The organism is Moraxella sp. K23 (assembly GCF_041154765.1).
Classification (GTDB): Bacteria; Pseudomonadota; Gammaproteobacteria; order Pseudomonadales; family Moraxellaceae; genus Faucicola; species Faucicola tetraodonis.
On record NZ_AP031595.1, the window covers coordinates 672045 to 686101 of the forward strand.

A 14057-nucleotide genomic window follows, 5' to 3' on the forward strand; every position below is an offset into this window, starting at 1 on the left:
GAAACCCTACTGGAGAAAACTATGAAATCACTTAAAACACTTGCGGTACTTGCGACACTTGTTGGTTCAACAGCATTGACAGCGTGTGCAACCACTGATGCCTATGGCAACCGCGTCACTACCCAAGGCTCTTCTCGCGCGGCGACGCAAGGCGCGGTAGCGGGTGCAGCATTAGGTGCACTGGCAAAATCAGATGGCAACCGTAACGACATCGGTAAAGCTGCGGCAATCGGTGCAGCAGCGGGCGGGGCAACAGGCTATGTATTAAGTACATCACCTAACTATCCATACCAAAAATAAGCTATACTAAAAGTCATAGCCTATCTCGACAGCATCCGACAGCGATGCTGTTAAAAGCCAAACCTTTAATGGTTTGGCTTTTTTCTTTGCTAAACGTTAGGCAAGCTATTTGATACAATCAAAGATAAGTTCAACTAGGTGATTTTTATTTTTCTAACCTAAACTGCTAGCCTAAATCATAGCGTTACAAAATCAAGGGTATAAAAAAAGCCCTTATCAATTCGATAAGGGCTTTGGATATGGTGGATCGTCCGCGACTCGAACGCGGGACCAATGGATTAAAAGTCCACTGCTCTACCAACTGAGCTAACGATCCTGAGAAGCGTTAAGAAAACGTCTGGGAGACGTTTTTAGCTTCGCAAGAGCAAATCTATGATTTGCTAAAGCATTAAAAAATTGCAAAGCAATATATGGTGGATCGTCCGCGACTCGAACGCGGGACCAATGGATTAAAAGTCCACTGCTCTACCAACTGAGCTAACGATCCAAAACTGTTAAGGCAATCAAAAACGATTTTTAACGTTTTTATTTTGGCTATTGCCGTTAAGTGAGTGCATATTATACGCATTAAATCTTGGTTTGCAAGCCTTTTTGCACAATTTTTTCAACCAAAGATTTGCATCAAGATAGCGGCTTAAATTCATCGACTTATCATACCTTTAACTTATCTAGCCTTGATTAAATAAATCTTGATTGGCTAGACGTGGATTAACTAGGTATTAATTAACTAGGTGATAAAACTTTTATTCACCACCTGATAAGGCATCGACAGGATTGAGTCTCGCGGCATTGCGCGCGGGAATAAACCCAAAAACCACACCAATGAGAGTGGAACACACCACAGCCGCTACAATGGAGGTGGTTGAATACACCACTTGGAAATTACCCCCTGCAAATTTGTTAATTAAAGCGCCGATACCAAACGCTAGGCTAATACCTAAAATCCCGCCCAAGATACATACCAAAATCGCTTCTATCAAAAACTGCTGCATGATATCAGATTGTCTTGCGCCCACTGCCATGCGCACACCAATTTCACTGGTACGTTCGGTAACTGAGACGAGCATGATATTCATGACGCCAATACCCCCCACGATCAAAGAAATAATGGCTATCGACGAAACCAGTAATGTCATCGTGCCTGTGGTGGATTCAATCGTCTGACGAATTGAATCAGAATTTTGAATACGAAAGTCATCGGTGCCGTGTCGCTGCTCTATCAAATCAGAAACAGCTTGCTCAGCGGCACTAGACGAGATAGTATTTTTTAGTAGCACAATAAAACTATCTACATGACTAGTACCAACCATTCTATGCATCACAGTGGTATAAGGCATATATAGGGTAGGGGTGTCTGAACTTGGACCAAAAGCTTGCTCAGACGGCTGCAATACACCGATGACGCGAGCGGGCACACTACCCACCAACATCACTTCACCAATGGGATCGCTGACATTGCCAAAAAAGGCGGTTTTTGCATTATTATCAATAATCACATCTTGGGTCATCGAGGTGATACTATTGTCATTAAAGGTTTGCCCAAGCGCGAGTTTTTCGCCTTTCACCGTTAGATAATCTTTGCCCACGCCACTGACATTCACAGAAGCTTCTGTTTCACGGTAACGGGCGGTGGCGGTATTGCTGCTGACTTGTGGACTGACGCTTTGCACATAAGGTTGTTCTGCGACAGCATTGGCATCGGCATCTGTTAAATTATTATCATGGTATTTACGGCGAGGGTCACCAAATTTATAGCCATCTCGTACGGTTAAAGTATTGGTGCCTAAGGAGCTGATATCATTGAGAATTTTTTGTTGAGAGCCTTGCCCTAGACCCACTACCGATACCACAGAGGCAATACCAATGATAATACCTAGCATGGTTAACAATGTCCGCATTTTATGGGCTTTCATCGCCAAAACAGACATCTTAAAGGCTTCAGATAAGCGGTCTAAAAACGCGGTAACACCAGACTTTTTGGCAAAATTTAGGTGTTGAACCGCTTTGGTTTTATCAAATCTATTGTCGGTATAATAATCTTTAAGAATCTGTCCGTCTTTGATTTCAATCACGCGTTCGGCTTGGGCAGCGATAGAAGGATCGTGGGTCACCATAATGATGGTATGACCTTGGCTATTTAGATTTCTCAAAATTGCCATCACGTCTTTGCCCGATTGGCTATCTAATGCCCCAGTCGGTTCATCAGCCAGGATAATGTCGCCACCATTCATTAAGGCACGAGCAATAGACACACGCTGTTGTTGACCACCGGAGAGTTGGCTTGGGCGATTTTGGGTTTTTGCCGCAAGCCCTAAGTCGTCTAACAATTGGGTGGCGCGCGCTTCACGTTGCCGCACCGGCATCCCTGCATACACAGCGGGGACGGCGACATTGTCTTGGGCATTGATGTCACCGAGTAAATGATAGCGCTGAAAAATAAACCCAAAATGCTCACGGCGAAGCTCGGCAAGTTCGTCTGCGCTGAGTTTGTCCACCGCTTTGCCATAGATGTGGTAACTGCCCGCAGTCGCCTGATCTAGACAGCCTAAGATATTCATTAAGGTGGATTTACCCGAGCCTGATTGACCGATAATTGCGACCATTTCACCTTCATAAATGGTCAAGTCAATCCCATGTAAAACCCGAATTTTTTCATCACCTGCAGGGAATTCGCGGATTAAATCCTTCACTTCCATAATAGGTTGTTTGGTATCTTGCGTTATCATCAGCCGTGTGTCTCAAAGTTAGCATGCGTCATAGGTTATAATCAACGTTTACAATCTAGGGTTATCATCTACCGATAATTACATCATCGGCGGGCCACCGTTATTTTTAGACGATGAACTTGATTTACTCACCGTTGCTTGACCCACAACCACCTTATCCCCTTGGTTGACGCCGCTAAGAATTTGGGTAGTAATACGATTGGTGACACCTGTTTTGACCGCTTGTTTTTTGGTAGTACCATCGGCTTGTACGACTTCAACATAACTGCCTATTTTTGGGTCGGTTTTAATTGCCGCAGCGGGTACGCTAAGCACATTACTGACTTTATTTTCAACAATATAGACTTGCGCTGTCATGTTGATACGTAGCGCGCCATCGGGATTGGGGACAGTAAAATAACCAATGTAATAAATCGCTGAATCCGTTGAGGTCGATGAATCACTGGCGGTAGTGCCATCGGGCGCAGGTCCAATGGTCGACAGTGTGGCTTGGTATTTCTTATCTGGGCGTCCAATGATATTGAAATAAACAGGCAACCCTACTTTGAGGTTAACGACATCGGCTTCTGATATTTTGGCTTTTACGCGCACACTGCTTAAATCTGCCAATGTCACAATGGTGGGGGCTGATTGATTGGCGTTTACTGTTTGCCCTTGTTTGGTGGTGATAGAAATCACCGTGCCTGACATTGGGGCAACAATTTGGCTATACCCAAGATTTTTTTCAGCCGTATTGACGTCCGTTTGCGATTTTTTTATGGTTTGTTGTGCACTGACAATATCGGCTTGTGATGAGGCAATATTTGCTTGGGCAGTCGCAATCGCTTCTTTGGCGCTGTCTACATTGGCTTGGGCTGTTTTGACAGCGGTATCCGCTTGCTCCAGCTCTTGTTTGGAGATGGCATTCATGGCAAGCAAGGATTTTAGGCGATTGTATTCTGTTTGCGATTGTTGCAAGGTTGCTATTTTACCTTTCAAGTCGGCTCGTGCTGTGGCAAGCGCGGCTTGTTTGGTCTGATAGGCGGATTTGGTACTTTCCAAATTCGCTTTACTTTGCTGTAAAGTAGCCTGCTGCGTGGTTAAGGTGTTTTGCAGGGTAACTGGGTCAATTTGAGCAATAACATCGCCTTTTTTGACGGTATCACCCACTTCAACATACAATTTTGTCACTTCCCCTGACACCTGAGCGCCAACATCCACTTGTTTAATGCCTTCAATTTTGCCCGTGGACATGACACTGTTTTCAATATCGCTACGCTCGACATTGGCGGTGATGTAATTGGGTTTTTGGGGTTTGGGTTTAAAGTACCAATAAGCTAACGCTGCCAGCGAAATAACGATCAAACTTAAGATTGCCCATTTGAGCCATTTTTTTTGGGTAGCGGTCATCGTGCCAAGCCTTATCAAAGGATAAAAAATTGAGAAAAATTAAATAAATGCAGATTTTTAACAGGGAGTATTAAAAGCTAAATGAGAATAAATTGCAATAAAAATAGGTAAGTCGCAAGGATTTTGAATTATAACCACATAATCTTACGGGATTATAAAATAAATGTTATGAGTAAGAAAAACGCATTAAAAATTTGGGGGTGGTGGATTGTATGTGTTTTGATGGGCGTGCTGTTTGAAAGGTTGCAAAGGCTGCGGAGCATTTTTAAAAGCAACTTTTAAAGTAGCTTTTAAAGCAACTAGTGAAATAACGGTTGACCCGCTAGACGAAAAGCGAGTTGGTAGAGCAGCTCCCAAGCCGGTTGTTGCACCAGACCTTTGATGGCTTGGTCGGCTTGGTACAGTGCATCCGACCAGTTTCGGGTAGCGTCATGGGAATGACGATGCAGGGCTTTACTGTACAGCTGTTGCTTGCTTTGCCAAATGCCGAGGCTTTGATAGCTTGCCCCTGATTGCAAGCTTAAAATATTGCGCATATCTTTGGCTATCATCCATAACACCAGACTCTCTGGTTCTTCACTGGCTTTGAGTTGCTGCAAGATTTTTGCAACCTGCGCGGTATCACCTGCCAACATGGCATCCGATAAATCAAAGGTGGTAAACATAGATTGACTCACCAACCCATCAAACAGCTGAGGCTCATCGATGGTCACAAAATGGGTAGGGGGATTCGCATCTGTTGTAGCATAAAGATAGGAGAGTCGCCACAGACTTTGGTAAGCCGCTAGCAAATTATGCTGAGTTTGTGCCATTAGCATTTGCCAAGCGGGTTTGGTGAGTTCGAGCCCAAAGTCTTGCGCGTGTTGCTGTAGCAATTGTTCGCGTTGCTGTTCTTGATAAAGATGACATTCGATGACCTGACCAAATTTATCGCAAAGCGAAAAAAACGCACTGCTTTGGCTTTTCTTATCGTATTTATCACTGATAATGACTAAGCAATTGCTTGGATTGCTCGTCGCAAATTGCGCTAATTCTGCTAACGCCTCTTTATCGGGTTTATGATTGCCGTGAACGATAATTGCTTTGTTGTCATCAAACAGTGACATACTGTTCAGCTCTGCCAAAACCGCTTGCCATGATTTGGCGCTGGTAATATCCATGCGCGAAATTGCCATATTATGCTGCCGCCAATTTGGCGACATTTTTTCTATCAGCCACTGTGACAGCAAATCTTCATCGCCATGCATTAGCCACAGGCCAGTGGCTGGGTCCTGCCTATTTTTGAGATGTTGAAAGGCATTTAAAAAATTGTACTGCATCAGCGTGTTATCAATTAGGTTGGGTAGGGTTAGGGGGTAGTTGTGGTCGGCACTTTGGTGATTTTTGGAAGGCTCAGTGCGACATATTGGTCAGCAATACGCTGCGCCAGGTTGTCATACAACCATACTTTAATTTGCTCGGCTTGGGGATTGTCGGTCGCTACCACGCCTTGGTCATACTGATAGCTGCGCTGTACTTGAATCGTATTGGTCAGCGTGCGGGGTTGACCATTTTCAATGGCGCGATAGCTTACCTCTGCGCTTAACACCATGCGAATTTCGGTCAAAATACCGCGTAGCTGGTAGTTTTGCAGGCGAATGTTTTTGACTTCAATACTGGCAGGCAAGGTAGTATTTGATTGGGTGGTTGCCTTGTTATCAGTCACCCTATCTTGAGTGTTAATGCTTAGTTGGTCGAGTTGTTTTTTTAACGCATTTTTAACCGCATAGGCTTCAGGCGTGTTGTTAAAAATCAGCTCAGTGGTTGGGATATTCTGTGACATAGGCGCATCATACCCGCGTAGATGAAAACCACAGGCAGGTAGCTGCGTCAGTAACACACTGCTTAGGAAGATACGAAGAAATGGCTGATTCATATAGTTACCTGTCTGTTAGTTACCCATCTATGATTGTCGGTATTGCTTGTGATAACACTTTATTATGAAGCTTCAAGTTATTATAAAGCTTCAGGGTAAAAAAGGGCTTAGGTTGCCAATAAGCCCTTGTAATCAATTAGGCTTTTACCACAATATTGACCAATTTATTGGGCACCACGATTTCTTTGACGATATCACCGGTGATAAATTTAGCGACGCTGTCGAGTTGTTTCGCTTCGGCTTTTAACCAATCGCTGTCACTGTTTGGCGCCACATCCATTTGACCCCGGATTTTGCCGTTGACTTGCACCACCATGGTAATAGTGTCTTGTACCAAGGCTGAAGTATCAACGGTTGGATAGGTTAGTGTCATCACATCAATCCCTAACTCCTCAAGTAAGACTTCTGCCATGTGCGGCGCGTACATGGTGAGCAAGGTCAATAATGTTATAAGTGCTTCATTGGCTACCGCCAAATCTCTGTCTGAATGAATGTCAAACGCGGTGAGTTCGTTCGACAATTCCATTAAAAATGACACAGGCGTATTGAGCGCCAAGTTTTTGCCAAACGCGTCATCTAATTTGCCGATAGTATCATGTGTTTTACGGCGTAGACTTTTAGCAGCTTTACTCAGCGACTGGGCGTCACTCACCGATAGCGTTGTTGCGGTTAAAGATTGTTGTGCCAAGGTTTCGGCATGCTCGATGGTATAACGCCAGACTTTTTTCAAAAAGTTATACGGACCTTTTAGTCCATCGTCAATCCATTCAAGCGTCTGGTCGACAGGCGCGGTAAACATGGTGTAAAGTCGAACCGTATCTGCGCCATATTGATCAATGGTCGCTTGGGGGTCGACACCATTATTTTTTGACTTCGACATTTTTTCGATTTTGCCAATTTTGACAGGCTGACCATCGGCTTTTAAGGTCGCTTCGATGGGCTGACCTTTGTCGTTGTAGCGGATATCAACTTCTTCTGGAAAGTAATAGGATTTGCTACCATCGGCATTTTCGCGAAGATAAGTACCCGCCAAGACCATGCCTTGGGTGAGTAAATTGGCAAAGGGTTCATCTCCCTGCACCAAGCCTTCATCACGCATAAGTTTGTGGAAAAAACGCGCATACAGTAAGTGTAACACAGCGTGCTCAACACCGCCTACATATTGATCTACAGGTAGCCATTTATCGGCCGCGACTTTATTAATCATCCCATCGGTATAATTGGGTGAGGCAAAACGCGCGTAATACCAGCTTGATTCTACAAAAGTATCAAAGGTATCGGTTTCACGTTTGGCAGGCTTACCACAACATGGGCAGTTGACATCAGTAAATGAAGCGAGATTGTTGAGGGGATTGCCGCGTCCATCGGGCACTACATCTAAAGGTAATACCACAGGCAGCTGATTTTCAGGGACAGGCACTGTAGCGCAGTCTGTACAGTTGATAACTGGAATTGGGCAACCCCAATAACGCTGACGAGATACCCCCCAATCGCGTAGCCGATAATTAATGGTTCTTTTACCCAAGCCTTTTGGCTCAAGTTGGGTTAAAATGTTGTCAAAGGCTTGTTTAAAATTTAAACCGTCTAACTCACCCGAGTTAATAGCCACGCCATTTTGCTTATCGCCATACCAGTCTTGCCAAGTCGTCGCATCAAACTGTTGACCTTGCTTATGGTTTTCGTCCAGGTCAATCACTTGCTTGATAGGTAACTGGTATTTATTGGCAAATTCAAAGTCGCGTTCATCATGCGCAGGGACTGCCATGACAGCGCCAGAACCGTAGCTCATTAAGACGTAGTTAGCGACCCAAACAGGCACTTGCTCACCGGTCAACGGATGGGTGACAGTCAGACCCGTATCCATACCCATTTTTTCAGCTTTGGCTAAGTCTGCTTCTGCAACTGAGCCTTTTTTGCAGGCTTCAATAAAGCTTTGTAGGGCAGGATTTGTCGCGGCAGCGTGTTTTGCCAGTGGATGCTCAGCTGCCACCGATACATAAGTCACGCCCATTAAGGTATCAGGACGGGTAGTGAATACATCTAAGGTTTTTTCTTCACCATTTAAGTTATAGGGGAAATGAATTTCCATGCCTTCAGAGCGACCAATCCAGTTGCGCTGCATGGTAATCACTTGCTGTGGCCAATGACCTTCTAGCTTATCCAAATCATTTAACAGCTCGTCTGCATAGGCGGTGATATTAAAGTAGTACATGGGGATTTCGCGTTTTTCAATTAGCGCACCTGAGCGCCAACCGCGACCATCCACCACTTGCTCATTGGCAAGGACGGTATTATCAACAGGGTCCCAATTCACTGTTGAGAGTTTTTTGTATACCAAGCCTTTTTTGAACAGTTGTACAAATAGCCATTGCTCCCACTTGTAGTATTCGGGCGTACAAGTGGCAAATTCACGTGACCAGTCAATCGATAGTCCTAATGATTTGAGCTGTGCGCGCATGTTATCAATATTTGAAAACGTCCACGCAGCAGGGGCAACAGCGTTGGCAATCGCTGCATTTTCTGCAGGCATACCAAACGCATCCCAGCCCATTGGCTGCAATACTTCATAACCTTTTAACCGATAGTAACGGCTCAACACATCACTAATCGTGTAGTTGCGCACGTGCCCCATATGCAGCTTGCCACTGGGGTAGGGAAACATAGATAGCAAATAACGTGATGGCTTATCTGATGCCGCGTTGTTTACTTGATAGCGATTTTGCTGTTCCCATTTTTGTTGTTGGGCGGGCTCAATCTCTTGGGGTTGGTATTGACTGGTTAAAGCTGAATTACTCATAATGGTCTGAATTTGCAGTATTTGAATGGGAAAATATATTAAGCCCCATAGCATAGCCTAAAACCGTAAAAATTGCGATAAAAAAAGGAGCCAATATGAGCATCACCATCTACGGTATCAAAAACTGTAGCACCATGAAAAAGGCGTTTGATAAATTAACTGCACTGGGTTTGGAGTATGAATTTTTTGACTACAAAAAACAGGCGATAAATAAATCGACATTAGCCAATTGGGTAAAGCGAGCAGGTATAGATAAGGTATTAAATACCAAAGGTACAACCTACCGCAACCTTAGCGATGCGCAAAAAGGCCAAATAAAGCAAGATGTGGATGCTGCGTTAGATATGATGGTGGCTAAGCCAAGTATGATTAAGCGCCCGATTGTCGTCTCAAACAATGAGTTAATCATTGGTTTTGATGAAACTGCCTTTGAAAAACTAGGCATGTAAAACTAGGCAAGTAAAGAGGGACAAGGAAAAGTCAATCCGCAATAAAAAAGCGAGTAACTAAAACTCGCTTTTTTAAGTGGCGGGTAAAAATTATTTTACCGCACTAGCAACCGCAGATTTTACCGCATTTGCAGTTTCAACTGGGGTAGAGGCTGCACCACGTTCTTTATTGACGATAGTTTGTGGCGTCATCACAGAAGCGTCTTGTTTGTGATCGCTTAATGAATAAACATACGCCGCCAATAACATAATACGCTCGTTACCCAGTTTGGTATCCCAATGTGGCATCACACCGGCACGGCCGTTACGTAACGTAGTACGAACCGTTTCACGGTCGCCACCATATAACCAAATGTCATCCGTAAGATTCACCGCACCGATATCATGGTTACCTTTGGCATCTTTACCGTGACATACCGCACAGTTGGTATCAAAAATAGCCTTACCTTGATTAACCAAAGTTTGGTTCAACTGACCATTTTCTTTTGAACCATGACCGGGTGATAGTGACAAAACGTATTCAGCTGCGGCGCGAACACCATCTTCGCCAATCTGCGCTTTCCAAGCTGGCATACCACCGACGCGACCATGATTAAGGGTTAACAAGATTTTATCGGGTGTACCGCCATAAATCCAGTCATTGTCCGTCAAGTTTGGATAACCGGGTGCACCATGCGCTTGTGAGCCATGACACACTGAACAGTTTTGTAAGAACAAACGCTGACCAATTTTAATCGCTTGCGGATCTTGAGAGAGTTTTAGAACGGCAGGTGCCAGTCCTACAATACCTTTATCAATTTGCGATTTTAATTCAGCATTGGGCTCTGCATTTTTAGCTTGCTGCGCTTGTAATTTAGCAAGGCTATCAATTTGCGCCGTTACCGCTTTGTCTTTTAAGATTTTATCATTGAACGTGCCAGTAAATACAGCATTATTGCGCTCAAGATCGGATGCTAATTCATTAGCACTGGTCCAAGGAACATCTTGACCATCTACTTTTACCGTAGTAATACCTTTCCATGAGCCTGGCATTACTGATGGGAACAATAGCATGTATAGTAGTGCCCAAGCTAATGAACCCCAAAAGATTACTAACCACCATTTTGGTAATGGACGGTCAAACTCTTGGATACCATCGTATTCATGGCCTGTAGTACCGTCATCCGACATTTTTGGGCGATAACCCAATACACCGACTAACCAGAACAAAATCCAAGCCCAACAAGCGATGGAAAATAGGGTTATCCAAAAACTCCAAAATCCACTCATTTTTTATCCTTATTGCGTTGTGATGCACCTGTTAGGTCTTCGTCATCTAACGCAAGTTTTGCATCTTCTTCAAATCGTTTGCGATTCTTTGGCGAGTAAGCCCACCAAACAATCGCAATAAAAGCGATAAACGCTGCGACCGTTGCGATACTGTGTAATGTGCCCAACATTAACGTTGACCTTTCATTGCAGTGCCCAGTTGTTGTAAATATGCAACAACAGCATCGAGCTCAGTTTTACCTTGTACCGCATCAGGTGCACCTGCAATATCAGCATCGCTATAAGGCACACCAAAATGGTCACGGAATAGACGCATTTTTGCTTGTACTTCTCCAGGGTTAACGTCATTTTTTGCTAACCAAGCAAATGATGGCATCACAGACTCAGGTACCAATGATTGTGGGTTAATCAAGTGTTCACGTTGCCAGTCATCAGAATAGCGTCCGCCCACACGCGCAAGATCAGGTCCAGTACGTTTAGAACCCCATAAGAAGGGATGATCCCAAGCGGATTCAGCTGCGCGCGAGTAAGGTCCATAGCGTTCCACTTCAGCCCGAAGAGGACGAACCATTTGGGTATGACAGACGTGACAGCCTTCACGAATATAAATATCACGACCTTCCATCTCAAGGGCAGTCCATGGCTTCATATTGGGCAAAGGTTGGTTAACTTCTTTGGTATAAATCAATGGCACGATTTCTACCAAAGTCGCAAAACTAATAGCTACAACGATTAGGATAAGTAGAAGACCCGTGTTTTTTTCAATAATTTCATGATTGAGTTGCATGAGTCTCTCCTTAAATCTGTTTTACGGTAGCAGTTTCTACTACAGGTGTAGTGGTATCCGCTACTTCAACAGTTTTAGTGCTTGGCATCGTGATAGTTTTGTAGACGTTGTAAGCCATGACTACCATACCTGTGACATACAATAAACCACCAAATGCACGACCAATGTAAGGATAGTGCGAGAACAAGACAGTATCAACGAAACTATATACCAGCGTTCCATCTGGATTTGTAGCACGCCACATCATACCTTGACCAATACCTGAAATCCAAAGCGATACGATGTAGAAAATAGTACCTGCCGTAGCCAGCCAAAAGTGCGTGGTGATTAAATCAGTTGAATACATTTTTTGTTTGTTCCAAATACGTGGAATCAATACATATAATGAACCAACGGTAATCATACCAACCCAGCCTAACGCACCAGAATGCACGTGACCAACGGTCCAGTCAGTATTGTGGGATAACGCATTGACAGTTTTGATTGACATCATCGGACCTTCAAACGTTGACATCGCATAGAAGGACAGTGCAACAATCAAGAAACGAATAATAGGGTCTGTGCGAAGTTTATCCCAGCTACCAGATAAGGTAAGTACACCATTAATCATACCGCCCCATGAAGGCGCAAATAAAATGATAGAAAATACCATCCCTAAAGACTGTGCCCAGTCAGGGAGTGCTGAATAATGAAGATGGTGACCACCCGCCCACATATAAGACGCAATTAACGCCCAAAAGTGGATAATAGATAAACGATAAGAGTAAATAGGACGACCGATTTGTACAGGCACAAAATAATACATCATACCTAAAAACGCGGCTGTTAAGTAAAAACCTACGGCGTTGTGACCATACCACCATTGCACCATAGCGTCAGTTGCACCGCCAAACAAGGAATACGACTTCCAGAAGCTCACAGGGATTGCCATACTATTGACAATATGCAGTAACGCAATGGTCAAAATAAATGCCGCAAAGAACCAGTTAGCAACGTAGATATGCGAGGTTTTGCGTTTCAATAACGTACCAAAAAACACAATAGCATAAGATATCCACACCACGGCAATTAAAATATCAATGGGCCATTCAAGCTCAGCATATTCTTTCGCTGAGGTTAAACCCAAGGGTAGGGTAATAATTGCGCCAACAATAACAAGATTCCACCCCCAAAAGGTGAACCAGGCTAGATAAGGTGCGAATAAACGCGTTTTACACGTTCTTTGAACGATATAATATGAAGTTGCGAATAACGCACAACCACCAAATGCAAAAATCACCGCGTTGGTGTGCAATGGACGCAAGTGGCTAAATGTTAGCCAAGGGATACCAAAATTGAGGGCAGGCCATGCCAATTGTGATGCAATGAACACCCCAATTGCCATACCGATAATACCATATACTACCGCCATGATTGAGAACAACTTAATGATGTCCACTTCATAATCATCGGTAATAGGTATTGCTGTGTTTTGTAAATTCATTCGATGATTTCCTTTACAGCCTATATTATCAACAAGTTTAAGCAGAAATCTCCTTTGTGCCTGTCAATAAAACTATCAGGTCAGATACGTTGGCGCTAGTTATTTTTTTATAAGATAGGCTAACTGTTTAGTGGCTAGTTTCACGATGAATTTTAAAGAAATTAGCGGCTAAATCTTGACGCAAAACAGTAAATTTACAAGCAGTAAAATAGGCTCAAACTCACGATTCTCACCAAGTATTGTAACTTAATCTTTGCTAAATATCATCTAATGTAACGTTCATAGCGCAAAAAAAAATTACACACCAACTATTATAATATGAAAAATAAAAAAAACCATGTAAATTGTGGGGATTTTTTTAACATGCCATACACTATCTAGTAACAATGCTAAAAATGGTTAACCGAGCGCCATTATCGTTGCTCTATAAATAGGTTTATTATGGGTTAGAGAATTGTCATTCATACAAAATCTCGGTAAGATGCACAAGTTTTAATACAACTAACGACAATGAGGATTTAAAATGGCTAAAATTTTAACACAAGAATGGTTTGACAAAGTTGACGAATTAACCAATAAAGCAGGTGACCTAAATCTACCACCCGCGATTAAAAATATGTCAATTAATTTACAAGTCACCGATAGCGACAATCAAGAAGTCAATGCAGCTTTTTATGATGGTACGATTCATCAAGGTTTAAAAGATGGCGCTTTAACCACCTTAAAACTTGATGCCGATACCTTAAAAGCAATCTTTTTAGATCGTGATATGAACCGTGCGATGGAAGCCTTTATGTCTGGCAAAATCCGCGTTGAAGGCGATATGGGACAGTTAATGTCTATCCAAACTGCAAGCCCAAGCGCTGAGCAAAAACAGCTTTTCAAAGACATCTTAGCCAATACACAAGTGTAATCGGGTTAATAGCATAATAGATGTTATTG

At 43.3% G+C, this 14057-nt stretch carries 12 protein-coding genes and 2 tRNA genes; 3 read left to right on the forward strand and 11 right to left on the reverse strand.

Annotation, left to right across the window (positions count from 1 at the left end; genetic code table 11):
- Positions 1 to 21 precede the first annotated feature (21 nt).
- Positions 22 to 300: a lipoprotein gene (locus tag ACAM37_RS02975; RefSeq protein WP_007115896.1), complete on the forward strand. Its 279-nt coding sequence runs from the start codon at positions 22 to 24 to the stop codon at positions 298 to 300.
- Positions 301 to 540: 240 nt separating this feature from the next.
- Here the strand turns inward: ACAM37_RS02975 and ACAM37_RS02980 are convergent.
- The 7 genes from ACAM37_RS02980 to leuS form a co-directional block, all read right to left on the reverse strand.
- Positions 541 to 616: transfer RNA gene (locus ACAM37_RS02980), tRNA-Lys, on the reverse strand.
- Between the two features lie 95 nt (positions 617 to 711).
- A tRNA-Lys gene (locus tag ACAM37_RS02985) sits at positions 712 to 787 on the reverse strand.
- A 256-nt stretch (positions 788 to 1043) separates the two neighbouring features.
- On the reverse strand, positions 1044 to 3026 hold the full coding sequence (locus ACAM37_RS02990) for a MacB family efflux pump subunit (protein WP_369626524.1): 1983 nt from the start codon (positions 3024 to 3026) through the stop codon (positions 1044 to 1046).
- Between the two features lie 78 nt (positions 3027 to 3104).
- Positions 3105 to 4415 (reverse strand): efflux RND transporter periplasmic adaptor subunit, encoded by a 1311-nt coding sequence (locus tag ACAM37_RS02995; RefSeq protein WP_369626525.1) that lies wholly within the window; start codon positions 4413 to 4415, stop codon positions 3105 to 3107.
- Positions 4416 to 4714: 299 nt separating this feature from the next.
- Entirely contained in the window at positions 4715 to 5734 is a 1020-nt protein-coding gene (gene holA, locus ACAM37_RS03000; protein ID WP_065252996.1) for a DNA polymerase III subunit delta, read from the reverse strand.
- Between the two features lie 29 nt (positions 5735 to 5763).
- Positions 5764 to 6330, reverse strand: coding sequence for an LPS-assembly lipoprotein LptE (locus ACAM37_RS03005; protein ID WP_369626526.1), 567 nt, complete (start codon positions 6328 to 6330; stop codon positions 5764 to 5766).
- 136 nt (positions 6331 to 6466) lie between these two features.
- On the reverse strand, positions 6467 to 9127 hold the full coding sequence (gene leuS / locus ACAM37_RS03010; protein ID WP_369626527.1) for a leucine--tRNA ligase: 2661 nt from the start codon (positions 9125 to 9127) through the stop codon (positions 6467 to 6469).
- Positions 9128 to 9222: 95 nt separating this feature from the next.
- Here leuS and ACAM37_RS03015 point away from each other — a divergent pair, with 95 nt between their 5' ends.
- Positions 9223 to 9576 (forward strand): Spx/MgsR family RNA polymerase-binding regulatory protein, encoded by a 354-nt coding sequence (locus ACAM37_RS03015; RefSeq protein WP_369626528.1) that lies wholly within the window; start codon positions 9223 to 9225, stop codon positions 9574 to 9576.
- A 90-nt stretch (positions 9577 to 9666) separates the two neighbouring features.
- Here the strand turns inward: ACAM37_RS03015 and ccoP are convergent, their stop codons facing one another.
- From ccoP to ccoN, 4 genes are read right to left on the reverse strand one after another with little or no spacing between them, the layout of a single operon-like run.
- Positions 9667 to 10845: a cytochrome-c oxidase, cbb3-type subunit III gene (gene ccoP / locus ACAM37_RS03020; RefSeq protein ID WP_050325698.1), complete on the reverse strand. Its 1179-nt coding sequence runs from the start codon at positions 10843 to 10845 to the stop codon at positions 9667 to 9669.
- Entirely contained in the window at positions 10842 to 11015 is a 174-nt protein-coding gene (locus tag ACAM37_RS03025; protein ID WP_050325699.1) for a cbb3-type cytochrome oxidase subunit 3, read from the reverse strand. Before ACAM37_RS03025 ends, ccoP begins: the two co-directional genes overlap by 4 nt.
- On the reverse strand, positions 11015 to 11632 hold the full coding sequence (ccoO, locus tag ACAM37_RS03030) for a cytochrome-c oxidase, cbb3-type subunit II (protein WP_065252990.1): 618 nt from the start codon (positions 11630 to 11632) through the stop codon (positions 11015 to 11017). Before ccoO ends, ACAM37_RS03025 begins: the two co-directional genes overlap by 1 nt.
- A 10-nt stretch (positions 11633 to 11642) precedes the next feature.
- Positions 11643 to 13115: a cytochrome-c oxidase, cbb3-type subunit I gene (gene ccoN, locus ACAM37_RS03035; RefSeq protein WP_203172121.1), complete on the reverse strand. Its 1473-nt coding sequence runs from the start codon at positions 13113 to 13115 to the stop codon at positions 11643 to 11645.
- Between the two features lie 523 nt (positions 13116 to 13638).
- Here ccoN and ACAM37_RS03040 point away from each other — a divergent pair.
- Positions 13639 to 14028: an SCP2 sterol-binding domain-containing protein gene (locus ACAM37_RS03040; RefSeq protein WP_036597947.1), complete on the forward strand. Its 390-nt coding sequence runs from the start codon at positions 13639 to 13641 to the stop codon at positions 14026 to 14028.
- The last annotated feature ends 29 nt before the right edge of the window (positions 14029 to 14057 follow it).